At 33.3% G+C, this 16,519-nt stretch carries 15 protein-coding genes and 1 tRNA gene; 5 read left to right on the top strand and 11 right to left on the bottom strand.

Annotated features, from left to right (window positions below; all coding sequences use genetic code 11):
- Positions 1–146 precede the first annotated feature (146 nt).
- On the bottom strand, positions 147–1,085 hold the full coding sequence (locus RR554_RS10605) for a YihY/virulence factor BrkB family protein (RefSeq protein WP_332464230.1): 939 nt from the start codon (positions 1,083–1,085) through the stop codon (positions 147–149).
- 15 nt (positions 1,086–1,100) lie between these two features.
- A complete protein-coding gene (gene map / locus RR554_RS10600) occupies positions 1,101–1,850 on the bottom strand; it encodes a type I methionyl aminopeptidase (protein ID WP_332464229.1) in 750 nt (249 codons plus the stop codon).
- Between the two features lie 158 nt (positions 1,851–2,008).
- Between map and RR554_RS10595 the strand changes: the two genes are divergently transcribed.
- Complete coding sequence (locus tag RR554_RS10595) at positions 2,009–2,461, top strand: flavodoxin (protein ID WP_332464228.1); 453 nt, start codon at positions 2,009–2,011, stop codon at positions 2,459–2,461.
- 118 nt (positions 2,462–2,579) lie between these two features.
- Here RR554_RS10595 and RR554_RS10590 read toward each other — a convergent pair whose 3' ends face one another.
- Positions 2,580–3,149, bottom strand: a complete 570-nt coding sequence (locus RR554_RS10590; RefSeq protein ID WP_332464227.1) for a TetR/AcrR family transcriptional regulator — start codon at positions 3,147–3,149, stop codon at positions 2,580–2,582.
- A gap of 250 nt (positions 3,150–3,399) precedes the next feature.
- Here RR554_RS10590 and RR554_RS10585 point away from each other — a divergent pair, with 250 nt between their 5' ends.
- On the top strand, positions 3,400–4,638 hold the full coding sequence (locus RR554_RS10585; RefSeq protein WP_332464226.1) for an aminopeptidase: 1,239 nt from the start codon (positions 3,400–3,402) through the stop codon (positions 4,636–4,638).
- A gap of 72 nt (positions 4,639–4,710) precedes the next feature.
- Here the strand turns inward: RR554_RS10585 and RR554_RS10580 are convergent, their stop codons facing one another.
- The 3 genes from RR554_RS10580 to RR554_RS10570 form a co-directional block, all read right to left on the bottom strand.
- A complete protein-coding gene (locus tag RR554_RS10580) occupies positions 4,711–5,730 on the bottom strand; it encodes an LPXTG cell wall anchor domain-containing protein (RefSeq protein ID WP_332464225.1) in 1,020 nt (339 codons plus the stop codon).
- A gap of 34 nt (positions 5,731–5,764) precedes the next feature.
- The gene (locus tag RR554_RS10575) at positions 5,765–6,844 is read right to left on the bottom strand and encodes an LPXTG cell wall anchor domain-containing protein (RefSeq protein WP_332467984.1); all 1,080 of its coding nucleotides are present in this window, start codon (positions 6,842–6,844) and stop codon (positions 5,765–5,767) included.
- A 266-nt stretch (positions 6,845–7,110) separates the two neighbouring features.
- Positions 7,111–8,961, bottom strand: a complete 1,851-nt coding sequence (locus tag RR554_RS10570) for a translation factor GTPase family protein (RefSeq protein WP_332464223.1) — start codon at positions 8,959–8,961, stop codon at positions 7,111–7,113.
- A gap of 532 nt (positions 8,962–9,493) precedes the next feature.
- Here RR554_RS10570 and RR554_RS10565 point away from each other — a divergent pair.
- Positions 9,494–11,002, top strand: a complete 1,509-nt coding sequence (locus tag RR554_RS10565) for a helix-turn-helix domain-containing protein (RefSeq protein ID WP_332464222.1) — start codon at positions 9,494–9,496, stop codon at positions 11,000–11,002.
- 33 nt (positions 11,003–11,035) lie between these two features.
- On the opposite strand, the gene RR554_RS10560 is transcribed toward RR554_RS10565, so the two are convergent.
- Positions 11,036–11,109: transfer RNA gene (locus tag RR554_RS10560), tRNA-Arg, on the bottom strand.
- A 218-nt stretch (positions 11,110–11,327) separates the two neighbouring features.
- On the opposite strand from RR554_RS10560, the gene alr reads away from it, so the two are divergent.
- Positions 11,328–12,437: an alanine racemase gene (alr, locus tag RR554_RS10555; protein WP_332467983.1), complete on the top strand. Its 1,110-nt coding sequence runs from the start codon at positions 11,328–11,330 to the stop codon at positions 12,435–12,437.
- A 46-nt stretch (positions 12,438–12,483) separates the two neighbouring features.
- Here the strand turns inward: alr and RR554_RS10550 are convergent, their stop codons facing one another.
- The 4 genes from RR554_RS10550 to sfsA form a co-directional block, all read right to left on the bottom strand.
- Positions 12,484–12,681 carry a hypothetical protein gene (locus tag RR554_RS10550; protein WP_332467982.1) on the bottom strand — a complete coding sequence of 66 codons (198 nt, stop codon included), beginning with the start codon at positions 12,679–12,681 and terminating at the stop codon, positions 12,484–12,486.
- Positions 12,682–12,849: 168 nt separating this feature from the next.
- The gene (locus RR554_RS10545; protein ID WP_332464219.1) at positions 12,850–14,136 is read right to left on the bottom strand and encodes a DEAD/DEAH box helicase; all 1,287 of its coding nucleotides are present in this window, start codon (positions 14,134–14,136) and stop codon (positions 12,850–12,852) included.
- 17 nt (positions 14,137–14,153) lie between these two features.
- Positions 14,154–15,167: a Gfo/Idh/MocA family protein gene (locus RR554_RS10540; RefSeq protein WP_332467981.1), complete on the bottom strand. Its 1,014-nt coding sequence runs from the start codon at positions 15,165–15,167 to the stop codon at positions 14,154–14,156.
- Between the two features lie 8 nt (positions 15,168–15,175).
- On the bottom strand, positions 15,176–15,895 hold the full coding sequence (sfsA, locus tag RR554_RS10535) for a DNA/RNA nuclease SfsA (protein WP_332467980.1): 720 nt from the start codon (positions 15,893–15,895) through the stop codon (positions 15,176–15,178).
- Positions 15,896–16,078: 183 nt separating this feature from the next.
- On the opposite strand from sfsA, the gene RR554_RS10530 reads away from it, so the two are divergent.
- Entirely contained in the window at positions 16,079–16,432 is a 354-nt protein-coding gene (locus RR554_RS10530; protein WP_332464216.1) for a YxeA family protein, read from the top strand.
- Positions 16,433–16,519: the final 87 nt, after the last annotated feature.

Genomic DNA, 16,519 nt, shown 5'->3' with positions numbered 1-16,519 from the left:
ATTATGTCAAAGATGGCTACACTTGGCATAACCCAACTGAAACAGGCGATATTATTGAGATGGTGTTAGTGTTTTAAAGCAAAAAAATGAAGTGAACTTCACACCAAAATAAAAAATCAGCCTAGAGCATTCTCTAAGCTGATTTTTTATTCTGAAGACGTATCTTCTTTTTTTGTGTCTTTTATTTTATTTACAATCAAATTGTTTTCAAGATAACCGCCAACGATACTACGTTTCCCTTTTATCTGCCCATAGAAGGCTTTTTCTAAGGTGACATTTATCACACCACCCAAAATAATCAACGTGGCAGCTAAATTTAACCAAAGGATAAAAAAGATGAAACCTCCAATTACCCCGTAACTATTAATTCGTTGCGAAAAATGTTGAATGTAGATACCGTAAAACTGTGTCACACCCATCCAACAAATTGTCGTAAAAATCGATCCTGGAATAATTGTTCTAAAATGAACCTTAGCACTTGGGACAAAATAATAAAGCATAAGTAAAATAACTAGTAACACTGATGCTGTAACTGGCCATTTCACTGCTTTAAATGTCATTAGCAAATCATCTGGTTGTCCAAAAATAGGTAAGACATATTCTAAAATAGTCTGGCCAAATGCCATCATAACCATTAATAAAAAGATACTAAATATTAAGAAAAAGACCATTAAAAATGAAAATAATCGACGAATAAACTCAAATTTATCTCGCCCAACACCATACGCTTTATCTAAACTTAGGCGGATACCATTGATTCCTTTGCTCATCGCCCAAAAAGTACCAATCGCAGAAATAGATAGTAAGCCTCCACTACTTACCTTCATCAAATCATTAATCGTAACCTCTAATGTTTTATAGATATCAGGTGGAAGCAGCTCTTTAATGTAGGGTAAAATATTTTGATTATTCAAATTCAGATACGGTAAGATGTTCCCCAATGCAATCAGCAAGGGAAAGAAAGATAAAAGTAAGTAATAGGTAATAACTATTGCGTAGATACCTACTTCTGCCTGTTGAAACGTCTCGATAAATATTTTAAAAGAACCTTTCCAACCAGGTCTTTGTTTCTCTTGTTCTTGCATTGGTTTACTCCTCGTTTAGTCTTGCAACGTCAAAATTTGTGGACCTTCTTTTGTAATCGCTAATGTGTGTTCATATTGGCATGATAAACCGCCATCTTTAGTTCTAGCTGTCCAGCCGTTGTTATCCATCTTCATTTGCCAAGTTCCTGTGTTTACCATAGGTTCAATGGTAATAACCATACCTTCTTTTAGGCGTAGGCCTTTTCCTTTTTCACCGTAATGAGGCACTTGTGGTGCTTCATGGATAGTTGGACCAATGCCGTGACCAATGAAATCTCTAACAACTGCTAAATTTTCACCTTCCACATATGTTTGGATAGCATGACCAATGTCTCCGATTCTATTACCTACTTGTGCTTGTTCAATACCTAAATATAATGCTTTTTTGGTAACTTCCATTAATTTATCGATTTCTGGTGTTGATTTGCCAACCACGTATGACCAACAAGAGTCTGACATTGCGCCTTTGTACTCAACACACATATCCACTTTAATTAAATCACCATCTTTTAAAGCTTCTTTTCTTGGGAAGCCGTGGCAAATTTCATCATTTATACTACAACATGTTGCATATTTATAGCCTTCAAACCCAATTTGAGCTGCAACGGCATTATTTTTTTTGATGATATCATGAACAAATAGTTCAATATCCCAACTTGTTACGCCTGGTTTAATAAAATCACGTAACGCACGATGAACACTTGCTAAGATAGCTCCTGAATCAGCCATCATTTCAATTTCTCTTGGTGATTTTAATGTAATCATTTATATATCCCTACTTTCTCTTAAATAGCAATATCATTTTAGCACAATCCATTAAATACGCCAAATAAGTCTTGCACGCAAAGTAAGTCTGATTCCATTGAAAAAACTGATTTATTTGTTATAATTTTGGTATCTTTAATATTGAGAGGGGTTTTTTTGTGACTGTAGCTAAAATTGTTTATGCTAGTTTAACTGGTAATACAGAAGAGATTGCTGATATCGTAGCAGAAGCTTTAGAAAATTTAGATGTTGATGTGGAAGTAAACGAATGTACACAAGTTGATGCAGAAGATTTTTTAGACGCTGACATTTGTATTGTTGCTTCTTATACATATGACGACTTTTTACTACCTGATGAACTAGTCGATTTCCATGAAGAATTATTAGATCTTGACTTAACAGGTAAAACATATGGTGTTGTTGGTAGTGGCGACACTTTCTATCCTTATTTCTGTCAGGTAGTTGATCAATTTGATAAGGCATTTGCTCAAGTAGGGGCAAAAAAAGGGGCACAATCTGTCAAAGTTGAGTTAGCTCCTGAAGAAAATGATATTGTGGCACTTGAAAGATTTGCGAAAATTTTAGTTGAAACACATAATATCGGTAAATAAAAAAATGTGAACAAAAGAGACCTATTCTTCTTAAATTAAGAACATGTCGCCTTTTGTTCACTTTTTTTATTCACAAAATAAGAACCTTTTTTGAACTGACAGACGCCGAAATTTTAGATTACATGGTAATCGTAAAATTTGGGTTGTTTTTTAAAGATTTATTTACTATTTTTAAAATACTAATCATCTCTTCATTTGTCGGATGCATTCTTTCGCTTGACGCTAGTGATGCTAATCCTGTTGCAGTAATCCAGTTGCCTAAGAATGCTGTATTCAGCTCTTCTTCCGATAAATCACTATACATGTCAGATTCTTTAACTTTTTCAATAAACATTTTTAACCCAAACTCATTTAACAATTTTCCGCCTGCATGCTCTTCAATGAATAATGCTCTAAAAAGCATTTTTTCATCTTTAGCAAACGCAACATAATTTAGAGATAGGTCGATAATTGGATCTCCTGAAATTTCCTTATCAAACACTTCATTCCTTAAATAGGTTTCAACTTGTTCAAAAAAGGCCTCTCTCAATTCTTCCATGTTTTTAAACTCTAAATATATTGGTTGTGTCGAACTTTTCATTTTACTTGCAATATTACGTGCTGTAAATCCCGAAAACCCTTCTGTTGCAACCACTTCATGCGTTGCGTTTAAAATATGTTCTCTTGTGATAGTTTTTCTTCTTGCCATAAGACACCCACCTTTCACTTCTTGTTTTTTTATGATAAACATACTAAATAAAAAAACTTTATTGTTCTTCTATCTATTTTTTATTGTATCATGATTTTTTAATAATACAAATGTTTAAGCTTAAATGTGTGTGATTTTTTAAAGAAATTTAAATTATAAATGGTGTTTTTTTTACATCTATTATAATTGATATAAGCCTTTCCTTATGCTACTATTTAGGAAAATATAATATAATAGGAGGAATTTTTTTATGGTATTAGAAAATTTTGATTCGTTATTAAAAAAATATGCAAAATTAATTGTTGAAGTAGGAGTGAACGTCCAAAAATCTCACACTGTTGTTCTTCAAATCCAAGTTGAACAAGCACCTCTTGCTCGCCTTGTTGTTGAAGAGGCTTACAATTTAGGCGCGAAACAAGTTATCGTTCAATGGACAGATGATGTGGTTAGTCGTCAAATGTTCATTAACGCAGACCAAGAAATCATCGAAAATGTTCCTCAATATAAAATTGATGAAATGAATGATTGGATTGAAAAAGGTGCCAGCCGTATCAGTGTTGTTTCTCAAGACCCTGATGCCTTTAGCGGTGTTGATAATGAACGTCTTTCTACTTATCAATTAGCCATGGGTAAAGCTATGATGCCACTTCGTCAAGTAACTCAAGCAAACAAAGTTAGCTGGGTAGTTGTTGCTGCTGCGGGTAGTAAATGGGCTGAAAAAGTATTCCCAGAACTTTCTTCTAATGAAGAACAAGTAGACGCTCTTTGGGAAGCTATCTTTAAAACAACTCGTATTTACGAAGAAGATCCAGTTGCTGCATGGCATGCTCATGATAAATTACTAGAAGAAAAATCAGCTGAATTAAATGCTGAACAATTTGATGCACTTCATTACACTGCTCCTGGAACGGACTTAATCATTGGTCTTCCTGAAAATCATCATTGGGAAGGTGCTGGTAGTATGAATGCTCGCGGAGAACGCTTCATGGCTAATATGCCAACTGAAGAAGTCTTCACTGCACCAGACAACCGCCGAATTGATGGCGTGATTGTCAGCACAAAACCATTAAGCTACTCAGGTAACACTCTTGAAAACATGACATTTACTTTTAAAGACGGAAAAGTAGTTGATGTTAAAGCTGAAAAAGGCGAGGAAGTCTTGAAAAAATTAATCGACATTGATGAAGGAGCGAAAAGTTTAGGTGAAGTTGCTTTAGTTCCTGATAGCTCTCAAATTTCTCAATCAGGTTTAACTTTCTATAATACTTTATTTGATGAAAATGCTTCAAATCACTTGGCTTTAGGTTCAGCTTACGCGTTTAATATTAAAGGCGGAACTGAAATGAGCGAAGAAGAATTAGAAGCAGCAGGTCTTAACCGCAGCCAAACTCACGTTGATTTCATGGTTGGCTCAAACAAAATGAATATTGATGGTATTAAAAAAGATGGTACTCGTGTGCCTGTTTTTAGAAACGGCGAATGGGCTTAAATCTTATAGAAAAAGCTGATGAACTTTATGTTCATCAGCTTTTTTATTCGCTTAGCTCTCATTGCTCTTTACTTATCTTTTCTTAAAATAGACAATCCCCACTCCTGAAATTGCAATTAAACCAATTATAGTATTCACAACGGTTTGCTTTTCACCTGTTTGAGGTAATTTAGGGTTACCTGTTGAAGGTTTTGTTGTTTCTGGCTTTGTACTAGTTGTCACATCTTTTGCTTGTTTTTCCACTTCACTCCATAAGGCATCTAATGCCTCTACCGTTTGACAATTCTTAAGTTGAGCTAAGAATTTATCGCCTTGTTCTTTCGTTAATTTTCCTTGTTCAACATACTGGTTAATACCTTTTTCAATCTTAGTGTATTTCTCCTTGAAGACTCCGCCAGCTAATTCCTCATTTGTTTTTACTTGTTTATCCACTTCAGCTTCAATTTGATCCCATTCTTCTAATAACAAGCTAGCTTCTACTCTCTTTAAAAAAGCATCGCCTTGCTCTTTGGTTAATTTACCTTGATTCATTAACTCTTTTACTTTAGCTACTAACTTTTCTTTTTTTTCAGTAATAGCATCAGGATTAACTAAATGAGATATTTCATTGTAGATTGCTTCTATTTCTTTAATTGATTTAGCATCAGCAATTCTCTTTAATAATTTATCTTTTTCTTCCTGAGTCAATTTACCTTGGTTATAAAAATTCTTAATGACTTCTGAGTAAGAGTCTTTTTCAACTTTTAAACCATTTTCTTTAGCCACTCCATCAACTTCTTGCTCCATTGCTAGTAATTCTTCAACGGTCCCTATTTTTTCTACTCTACCTAAAAGCTCTGATATCTTATCAGCTGATAACGAATAGGTTAACTTATTAATATTGTATTTTAACGCTTCTTTTCTACCTACCATATCAACGGAATCAGTTGAATCCACTTCTTTCTTTGGTTCCTCTACTTTTTCTTTCTTTTCAACTTTCATAATACTTTCGTCTGTTTTTGCTCCCTGTACTTCTTCTGCTTTTACAAAGTTAGCAAACCCTAATACCAACATACCAACCGTAAAACACCCAATCACACGCTTTTTCATCATAGTCTCCTTCTTTCCTTTTATTTGATTAATTTTTTTATTCGTTATTTTCTTTTGGATGTTTTACTTTCCAAAAAGCAAATCCGCCACCTAATAGAATAATAATCCCTAAAATGACGTTAATCATTGTTTGTTTTTCACCTGTTTGAGGTAATATTTTTTGTAATCCTGTTGCTGGTTCTTTTGTTGTTTTTTTGCCAGCTTCATTTTCCTTCACTAACTTATCAGTTTCTCCTGAGATTGCCATTAGATCTTGAATAGTTGTACTCTTTTGTACTTTGGCAATTAAGTTATTTCCTTGTTCTTTTGTTAGTTTTCCTTCTTCAACTAATTTGTTAATTTTTTCAATTAAACTCTTTTGAGATGTTTCGAAAGCTTCTTTTGTTAGTTCATCATTTTTTTCAAGCTCTTTAGCGACTTCTAGCTCTACGGCTACAAGCTCTTCTAAATAGCGACTTTCCTCAATATTTTTTAAAAATTTATCTCCTTGTTCTTGTGTTAATTTAAATTGTTCCATTAAACTCTGAACATATTTTGTTAATTCATCTTTTTTCTTTAAGTAAGCATCTACATTGATTAGTTTAGAAAACTCTGCTGTAATATTACTTATTTCATCTGTTGTTTTTGCTTTATTCAATCTTTCAATATATGCATCTGCTTCTTCTTTAGTTAATTTATTTAAACGTTGTAGATCTTTTACAATACCTATGCCATTATTTCTTGCTAGTAATGCCGAGTAGTTAGCGCCTAAATTTTTTAGTTCTACTTCCAGTCCTTGTAATTCTTCCATTGTTGTTGCTTGTTCAACTTTTGCGAGCAACTGATTTCCTTGCTCTTTTAATGGCCCTGCACTAAAAGATTTTATTGCTTCGCGCATTCTTGCTTTTTCTGCTTCTACCTCTGTACTAACTTCTTTAACAGGATCAACTTGCTTTACAGGTTCAATTGGTTTTTCTTGCTCAACCACATCTTTAGCTGATTCTTGCTCATCTTGTTTTTCAACTTTAGTCACATTGTCTTCTGCTTTAGTCACTTCATTTCCCTCTGCTCTTACTACCATACCAACACCAAAAGTCACCATTCCAATTAGCGCTAATCCTATCATTTTCTTTTTCATTATGCTCTCCTCTTCCTTCGTTGTCATTTTTAAGAAACTTATTTGTAATACAACTGTAACATTACGTAATATAAAATACTAGTATTATTTTAAAATCATTTATTAAGATTTCCTTAAAAAACATTTAATAGCAGCGTTAAATAGATAAACGGCATAATTTTATATTAATTATCTAACAGTTATATTTCTTTTATATTACATTAACTGTAATATAAAAGAATTCTCGTAGAAATTTAATAATTATCTACAAGAATTCTTCTTTTCTATTATTCTTTTATTAATAAAGACTTGATACGATCTACTTTCCCTTGTTGATAAAGTGTGTGATCTGATACCGGTTGATGGCTAACTACTTTCCCTGTTACATATGCTTGTGCCTTAAACATCTCATTTAAGTTTTCCTCAAACATTAAGAAATCTGATTGAGCTAACCTTGCTTTGACTTTTACTTCATCTTTCAACTCTTTCACTTTAATAATCCTAGCCTCTAACTTGCCTAATTCTCCAATTAACTTCCCTAGATATCTTTTATTACTCGTAAATAACATTTCGATTACCGGTTCAACAATAACCGTTTCTGCAGCTAGCAACGCTTTATATAATGCATATGGTGTTAATTTACGAAATTCAGACGGAGTGCTAACAGGACTAAAAAACTCAGCGTCCGTTAACGTCACGGTAATATTTATCAACTCATAATCATAAAGGCCTGTTTTGATTGACTCATAAACACTTGTTTCAATCGCACGTTGAAACGACTGTTTTAAATACCCAGTTGTTACTAAACTCTCAAAACAAATACCCTGATTATCATTTGGTGTAACACTTAACGTCATGGTTGCCCAATAAGGGTTTAGTGCTTCATCTACTTCAATACATCCTACTCCACTTTGTTTTAGCTCTTCCTGATAAACAATTTTAGGTAAAGAAAGGGTTAAACTCTCAAAAGAATATTTACGACGTAGTGTTTCTTCAATGTATTCTCGTTGAACACGTCCAAATATAGTAACAGATATTTCAGATGTTTTTTCATCTATTTTAACATTTAATAAGGGATCTTCTGTTGTCATTTCCGTTAATAAATCCAACAAAATCATTCGCTCTACTTGATTAATATCAAAGGTCAATTTCAGGGTCGGCTCAGGAAGTGTTAATTCTAACGATGGCTTTCTCCCAATATAATCACCAATCATTAATTTATCAGCATTTGGCAACATGAAAATTTCTCCTGTTTCAATGAGATCTGTCTGCTCAAATAAGTTATCCTTTAACGTTAATAAACGACTTACCTTTATTGATTCCGATTTATTAAGTGAATAGGTATCATATCGTTTGATTGTTCCTGATAATAATTTAAAAAAAGCTTGTTTTTGATTATTTAGGTAACTTATTTTATATAAATAGGCAGAGACTTCTTCTGTCATTTGACTCTTAAGTTCTATTTTTGCCAAAGCTGTTAATAATTTCTCCACACCTTGAGATGTAACGGCTGAGCCTAAATAAACGGGATAAATTTTTGCTTCTAAAAGTTGTTCGTTTAGTTGTTTATCTAAATCTTCCTGTATTATTGGTGCATCGTTCATAAATTTTTCAAGTAACGTTTCCGATTGCTCAATAATGATGTCTTGATTAACTTCCTTGTTTTTCTCATCCATAATAAGTAACTGAGAACTGCATTTATCATATAATTCTTGAATGATTTTTTCTGGCTCAGCAGTTGGTAAATCAACCTTATTAATAAAGAAAATAGTTGGTATGCCTGCTTCTTTTAACGTATCAAAAATTCTTCTAGTTTGAGTTGGCAATTGCCCTACACTTGACACTACTAAAATAGCGACATCAATCACATTTAGTGCTCTAACAACTTCGCCAAAAAATTCAATATGACCTGGCATGTCAACCAAATTAATTTTAGTATCCATATAATTAAGGGATACTGAAGCAGTTTTAATCGTAATGCCTCGTTCCTTTTCTAAATCTAGAGTATCTGTCACGGTATTAGCGTTTTTGATACTTCCTTTTTGATATTCCAAATGAGTCCGACTATATAAACTTTCTGTGAGTGAGGTTTTCCCTGCGTCTACGTGAGCGACAATACCGATATTTATTATTTTCATACAAAAAAGACTTCTATGGTTTTACTCGCAAAAATACTCTTGCTAAATACCATAGAAGTCCTGTATTCACGACCTTCTAAAAGAGTTCAAGAGTATTTCTTTTGAAAGCACACCAAATAAGCCTTTGTTTTTCTAAGTCTTATTAAAATGTGCTATAAAGAAATACTCCGAAGCATATGAAGATCACTCACTTATTTTATTTTCATTTTCCATGAATTATTAATTTAACTCAGTGTATCGAATTCCATTATTTTTGTCAATAAAGACAAAAAAAAGAAGAAGCAGCATTAACTTCTTCTTTAAAAAAAAGGGATTATTTTTACTGACCACTACTCAATTGAGCAGTTCCCCTTCCCCAAGGTGTCAGCAAACTAACGGGATTATTATACCGCTTACTTCTCCTTAGTGCTTATTGAAAGTTGAAACAGATTGTCCCATAAAACTAAAAAGACTACTTGCAACATCTTTTTCTTCACGTTAGTATAGGAATAGAGTACAGAACACAATATGCAATGAGGGGGAATCTTTTGATATGAAACTTAAATATTTTGTTAGTAATAAAGAAATTATGAAAATAGAAATTTTAAATGAGCTGCTTACTAGTCAAAAAAGAATTTTCATGAAAGATTTAACTAGGAAGTTTGATGTTTCTAAAAACTCAATACTTCGCTATACAGCCGAATTGCGAGATGATTTAAATTTACTTTTTGATGATGTTAAATTACTTTATTCTGAAGATGGTAACTATCTAGTAACTACTAATGCTAAGCAAGAACATGCTTATATTGTCAATCGTTTAAAAGAACACTATATTACCAGTAGTTCGTTATTTTTAATATTAATGAAGATTATCGGTACTAATCAATCAATCACACAAATTGCCGCTTCTTTAAACTTCTCTCCTTCTACGGTTTACAATAAGATTGCTCAATTGAACGAACTTGCTAAACCTTATGATATCGAAATTAGCATGGTTAGTGATAGTCGATTCAAAGGAAATGAATTTAATGTGCGCTACTTTATTTATCGCTTATTGCTTTTTCAACATAAAACAAATAAAGATAATCCATTTAACTCAGATGCACTAAATGACTTTTTAGATATCACCAATATCCACGACAACCTTCTTCAACATAAAAACCTAACCAGTTCTGAAGAAATGCGCGTTAGGATGCTTCAAGGAATTTCCTTGTACCGAATTAAACGAGCTCATCAAGTCATTCCTGAAAACGAGGACTTTTTAAAGGATATCTCCTTTTTCAACTCTTCTTATTTCTCTCTTTTTTCTGATTCGATGATAGTTTCTGATAAAGAGCGACAACGAGAATCTTTAATTTTTTGTTTTCTCTTACGGACAACTATTTTTGAAATTGAATCTGAAAGTAAAAAAGCCAACATCGTAGCCAATTATTTAAATTCAGGGCTAAAAATTGCCAGAGATACTGAATTTATTCTTCAAAAATTTTCTGAGTTTGGTAATATTAATTTTAGTCCTTATACTTATAATGAATCTTATTATTTATTGTTAATTAATTTGATTTATTTGAAACATATCAACATTGATTTATCCGTTTTTTATGAGGATGATACATTACTAAATGATATTTATAAAAATGCTAGTCTAGAGTACGTTGAAAATAAGCAACGAATCAATACTTTTTTAAATGACACATCTATTATAGAATCAATTACTCATTTCACTAATGCAGAACTCCAACAATTAACGTTTGTTTTTCAGTTTATTTTTGACGTCAATATTAAACCTAAAACATTAAAAGTCTTTGTTCAGTTCTCAAAAAACATCCATACTGGACCGATGATTATCCATCTTTTAAAAACAACCTTTCACCCTTCTGCTCTTGAAATAATAAAAGATCCGGTCAATGCTGACTTAATCATTTCTGATACTTATGAAGGAGATTTGTTTAAGGCAGACCATTTTTATTTTGAAAATACTTATAATAACTCTCAATATCAAAATTTATTAATCTTCGTGTCTCATTTGATTCATGAAAACATTTTGACTGTGAAGATAAAATAAAAAAAGCCTTTGAGGGCTTTTTTTGTTTTTTAACGTCCACGAGAGGATTTGAACCTCCGACCTACCGCTTAGGAGGCGGTTGCTCTATCCAGCTGAGCTACGAGGACTAGTCATTCATTATTCTTATCACTGTTCCTATTTTAAAGTGTCATTTCTAGAGTGTCAATGTTCTTTCGTTCTTTTCTTTGAAATTAATATTTTTAACGAAACAGGCATAGTTCCTATTCGAATGTTGAAAACGCTTAACAAACTTTGTGTAAAACTCCTTTTCCGTATTGAACTTCGATATAATGGGTGTATCTAAAAAAGAGGAGTTGTCAGACTAATGATTGTAGGAACTCACCGACCAAGTAAATTGATTATTGATCGTAGTGCTATTAGAGAAAACATTAAACGGGAGCAAGTCCGTTTAGGTAATGACGTTGCTATTTTTGCCGTATTAAAAGCAAATGCTTATGGTATGGGAACTCTTGAAATTGCTAAAGTTGCTAAAGAAAGTGGCGTTACTGGTTTTTGTGTGGCTATATTAGATGAAGCATTGGCGTTAAGAGCGTCAGGTTTCAAGGAACCTATTTTAGTGATGAGTGTGACAAGTATTGAGGATGTTGCCTTAGCAAGCGATTTAGATATTTCGCTTACTATGCCTTCTGTCTCTTGGCTTGAAGATGTTTCTAAATTAAAGTTGGCTAAACCTCTCAATGTTCATGTTAAGCTTGACACTGGCATGGGGCGAATTGGACTAATTGAAGAGGATGATATCAAAAAAACGTTGGCACTTTTTTCAAAAAATCAACAACTAATATTAGAAGGACTTTTCATGCACTTTGCTAAAGCAGACTCTGAAGATTTGGCTCATTTTAATTTACAAAAGGAACGATTCATTCGAATGAAACGTTTTTTCCCCGATAATATCAAGTACATTCACACCTCGAATTCTGCTGCCACTATTTTTAGAGATGCTTGGGGATCAAATATGGTTCGTTTTGGTTTTAGTCTTTACGGGATGAACCCTACTGGTAGAGATCTTGACATGCCTTATCCTGTCGCAGATGCTTTATCCATCGAAACTGCACTCACACATGTTAAACAATTAAAAAAAGGAGAATCCGTAAGTTACGGTGCTACTTATTATACTAAATCCGATGAGTGGATTGGCACGTTACCACTAGGATATGGCGATGGATTTTCTCGTGGTTTTCAAGGATTTGAAGTCCTCATAGATGGAGAAAAAGCACCAATCATCGGGAGGATGTGTATGGACCAGTGTATGATTCGTCTTTCAAAAGAATATCCCGTAGGAACAAAAGTTACAATCGTTGGAAAAAATGGGGATAACATCAACACGCTTCAAGATATGGCAGACCATTTAGGAACGATTTGCGCCGAGATACTTTGCCGATTCACTGACAGGATGCCTCGGGAGTATATTAACTAACATAAATAAAATCACGAAAAATAAGAAACACTTTTTCGTGATTTTATTATCCATTTTGTTTTTTAAAATCCAACCAGTATAAAAATAAGCTACTTGGTAAAACTACAATTAAAAGTAATTGTAAAATACCTGTTAAATTACGTTCTGAAAAAAAGATGATGAACATAGCTAATACTAAAGCCACGATTGGAAAGATATCACTTTTTTCAAATTTACGGCTTGTCTTTGTTTTTTTATTTATCATATTATCACTCTCACTTAATTAACTCTTGAAGCAAGTATACCGAAAATAATTGGTTTTTTTATTAACAAAGCATGTTTTCTTTCTTAAGTTTTGTTAAGGGGAATAAAATAAGATAACAAACTTTACAAATAATGTAATGTTCGTTATCTTATCTCAATTAAAGCTCGTTTATTTCCAACTAGCCCCTTTATTCTTGTTACGATTTGTTCTATTTTTTTTCTTCTTTTTCTTTGGTTGTTCTACTTTTTCTTTTGGTGCATGAGTTGAAGTTTTAGCCTGTTTACTAACTGGTTTTTTAATTTCTTTCTTTGTTGGCTCTTCGATTTCTACTTCTTTTTTTTCAGTAACAAGCTCCCCGTGACTTGTAAAGACTTCTGACAACTCCCGGCCTAAGCTGTTCGTAATTTTTCTTAGTTCTCTAATATCTCTATCATTCACCAAACTAATGACTTCGCCGGCTTTTCCCATACGCCCCACACGTCCTGAGCGATGAGTATAACTTTCTTTACTTCCAGCTAAATCATATTGCACCACATAATATAGATTTGAAAAGTCTAGACCACGTGCCCCGATATCAGTAGTTAACAGTAGAGCTACTTCACCACTTTCAAAGTCTTCAATCGCTTTTTTTCTTTCACTTTGATGTTGATCAGAAGCAAGCGTTCGATGATCAATCCCTAAATAAGACAGACGTTCTGATGCTGCGCCTAATTCTGTTAGTTGATTAAAGAAAACTAAGCCTTTAAAACCTTCAATATGAGCCAAACGTCTTAACGTGTCTGAGCGTTTTCTTGTTGGTGCTAAGATAAAGGAATGTTTAATTACACCTTTTGTATCATCCTCTTTAGTAACATCCACTACTTCTGGAGTCACTCTAAATAGCGTATCTACTTCTGGTAAAATCACTTGTCCTGTGGCAGAAACCGCAACTATTTGAGTATCTGCCATCACACTTTTCATTACACTTTTTGTCGCGTTATATTCTTCTTGGGCTACTAAATCATCCACTTCATCTAGTACTAAGCAATTGATTAAGTGTGCTTTGATTTTTTTGGCTTTAATTAACTCTAAAACACGTCCTGGTGTTCCTACTAATACTTCTGGTCGTTTTTTTAATCTTTCAACTTGACGGCTAATATTAGCTCCACCAATGATTGATTGGATTTTTAAATCTAAAGGTTTTATCCATTCTCTTGTTACATCAGCTACTTGTGAAGCAAGTTCCTGAGAAGGAAGTAAAATCAACAATTGATTGCCTTCGCCTTTTTTTACATTTTGTAACAATGGTAAAAGAAAGGCTAGTGTTTTTCCTGAACCTGTTGGCGAAATTCCTAATACACTTTTTCTCTCTCTTAAAGGCTCATATATTTTTTCTTGAATTAATGTTGGGGCTTTAAAATTCTCTTTCACCCATTGTTCTTGCCATTCTTTTGGTAAATTATCTATTAAAGTCATTCATGTACTCCTTTTTTCTATTTATCTGCGTCAAACACAATACCGGCTTGTTTTCTTAGTGACTCCATCACACTGTGTACATCTTTTGCTAACTGAATCCAATCTTGATACTGTTTTTGCTCTTTCACATTCATTGGGTTATTAATGACCTTACTAAAAGCGATTGCTTCTTCAATCATTGGATTATCCAAACTTTCCTCTGCATAACTTAATTCAATCAATTGCCCTTTGTCCCTTTTTTTCACTTTAATTTCTTGAATCGAGTTTACTGCATCTAAACAAATAGTACTATCACCTAAGTAGATTTCAGAGGGTAAATAATTATCCGCATTTTTTCCAGTCATCATAGTCACATCAAACCCATCATAACGGAAAATCATTGTGCCTAAACCATCCACACCTGTAGGTAATTTTTGGTCAAAATAGAAACTTTCCTTTGGTTTACCAAACCAACTAATGGCTGCATAAATTAAGTACACACCCAAATCCATTAACGCTCCACCTGAGAATTTCGGTGAAAAAATATTAGGTTCTTCACCTTTTAACACAGCATCATAACGAGATGAGTACTTCATAAAGTTTAAATTAGCCCCCAAAATATCTTCTCGATTTTTCAGCAAAAGAGCCACTCGTTCAAAGTTTTCTTCATGAATATGTCTTGCTGCTTCAAAATAAAACACTTCTTTTTCTTCAGCTAAATCAATTAATTCTTCCAATTCTTCTAAAGTTGAAACAGCAGGCTTTTCAACAATCACATGTTTTCCTGCTTCGATGGCTCCTTTAGCTTGTTCATAGTGCAGACTATTAGGGGACGCAATGTAGATAACATCTAAATCGTCTAGGTGGAAAAAGTCCACAAGATCGGTTGAGTACATCATTTCTTCTGAGTTGGGGTAGCGGCTAGCAAATTCTTGCGCTTTTTCAACTTGTCGTGAGTAGACAGCTTTCAATTGGTATTCTTCACTTTTGATGGCTGCTGAAACAAATTCATGCGTAATCCAATTTGTTCCGATAATTCCTAAATTTAACATAAATAACGTCAACCTTTCTTATCCAATAATTTAAATGGGACTTTTTTGTTGATACTCACTTCATCTGGTTTAACAAAACAGTTATAAGCTAATACTTCAAGACTATCTGCCATGCCCTTTTTAAGCGCTACTTGAAGCTCTGGTTGCATCTCTTCATTAATTGTCGCATAGATAATATCTTCAAACTGGACAACAAAAATAACTGCTCTTAAATAGCCTTCGTTTTTTGCCTCAATTAATGTTTCTACATGCTTCAAGCCACGAAGGCTTGGGGCATCAGGAAACGAGCCTCTCCCTTGACTCTCCAAGGTCATTCCTTTAACTTCTACTAACAATCTCTCACTCTTATCTGTTTCAATAAAAAAGTCAAACCGAGAATCTTGATAAGTATATTCTCTCTTAATCTGAATCACTTTGCCACTTAGTATAGCAAATTTTATAAGATTTTGCTTGAGTCCTTCTTCAACTAATTCATTGGGCAGTTGACTATCAATATTAAACCATGATTTCCCCTTTTTTACTGCCACTAAATCATACTTTGTTTTCCTTGTTGGTTTATCTTGAAAGTTAACAGCAACTTTGACGCCTGGTATTAATAACTCTTTACAGCGTCCTGTATTTTTCACATGGGTTACTATTTCTTCTCCACTATCTTTTATACAGATTGCAATAAATCTATTGGGTCTTTCTTTAAAGGTGACTATTTCAATTGCTTCATACTTTGCCATTTTTTTCCCTCACTTTTTTCAGGTCACTCATATTCTATTTTGATTATACCATTTTCCTTCTAAAGTCCGAGTGTCTCATCCTTCTAACACCTTGATTAAAAATCCTTCCTAAAGTCAATATCTAACTGCCCCTTTTTCAGTCATACTATCTTTAACAACTTAAACATAAGGGAGCAAATAAAGATGAAAAAAGGAATTATCAGTTTACTATTAGCAGGTGTCGTTTTCGGTAGTGGTTACTACGTTTATGATAAAAATTATGGGACAGAAGATTACTACACAAAAATCTCAACAGATGGTGAAAAAGTTGTCTTAAAATCAGATCGAGGGGAATCATTTAACCGATATCACTATAATTTAGAAAGTTACAAAGATGCCAATACGTCTAAATCATTTGAGTTTGATTCAGTACAAGATAAGCCACTAAAAAAAGAAGCTTATTTAAAATTGAAAATTAATGATAAAAAAGGTGTCATGGGTTGGGAAGAGACTACTAGCGTGCCAAAGGATATCAAAGAAAAATTGGATAAAGCTTAATCGTTAAAGAAGCAACCTTAATAAAAAGGCTGCTTCAGACTGTAGACAAAGTATCAGATTTTCGATACTTTGTCTTTTTTTCTTGGT

This window comes from Vagococcus sp., assembly GCF_036639995.1.
GTDB lineage: Bacteria > Bacillota > Bacilli > Lactobacillales > Vagococcaceae > Vagococcus.
The sequence above is the reverse complement of the archived record's forward strand: the minus strand, read 5'-3'. Positions and strand labels throughout refer to the sequence as shown.

Bases quoted from the DNA above. Each gene is read 5' to 3' on its own strand.
- RR554_RS10605 (WP_332464230.1), bottom strand. From the start codon at position 1,085: ATGCAAGAACAAGAGAAACAAAGACCTGGTTGGAAAGGTTCTTTTAAA.
- map (WP_332464229.1), bottom strand. From the start codon at position 1,850: ATGATTACATTAAAATCACCAAGAGAAATTGAAATGATGGCTGATTCA.
- RR554_RS10590 (WP_332464227.1), bottom strand. From the start codon at position 3,149: ATGGCAAGAAGAAAAACTATCACAAGAGAACATATTTTAAACGCAACG.
- RR554_RS10585 (WP_332464226.1), top strand. From the start codon at position 3,400: ATGGTATTAGAAAATTTTGATTCGTTATTAAAAAAATATGCAAAATTA.
- RR554_RS10580 (WP_332464225.1), bottom strand. From the start codon at position 5,730: ATGATGAAAAAGCGTGTGATTGGGTGTTTTACGGTTGGTATGTTGGTA.
- RR554_RS10575 (WP_332467984.1), bottom strand. From the start codon at position 6,844: ATGAAAAAGAAAATGATAGGATTAGCGCTAATTGGAATGGTGACTTTT.
- RR554_RS10570 (WP_332464223.1), bottom strand. From the start codon at position 8,961: ATGAAAATAATAAATATCGGTATTGTCGCTCACGTAGACGCAGGGAAA.
- RR554_RS10565 (WP_332464222.1), top strand. From the start codon at position 9,494: ATGAAACTTAAATATTTTGTTAGTAATAAAGAAATTATGAAAATAGAA.
- alr (WP_332467983.1), top strand. From the start codon at position 11,328: ATGATTGTAGGAACTCACCGACCAAGTAAATTGATTATTGATCGTAGT.
- RR554_RS10550 (WP_332467982.1), bottom strand. From the start codon at position 12,681: ATGATAAATAAAAAAACAAAGACAAGCCGTAAATTTGAAAAAAGTGAT.
- RR554_RS10545 (WP_332464219.1), bottom strand. From the start codon at position 14,136: ATGACTTTAATAGATAATTTACCAAAAGAATGGCAAGAACAATGGGTG.
- RR554_RS10540 (WP_332467981.1), bottom strand. From the start codon at position 15,167: ATGTTAAATTTAGGAATTATCGGAACAAATTGGATTACGCATGAATTT.
- sfsA (WP_332467980.1), bottom strand. From the start codon at position 15,895: ATGGCAAAGTATGAAGCAATTGAAATAGTCACCTTTAAAGAAAGACCC.
- RR554_RS10530 (WP_332464216.1), top strand. From the start codon at position 16,079: ATGAAAAAAGGAATTATCAGTTTACTATTAGCAGGTGTCGTTTTCGGT.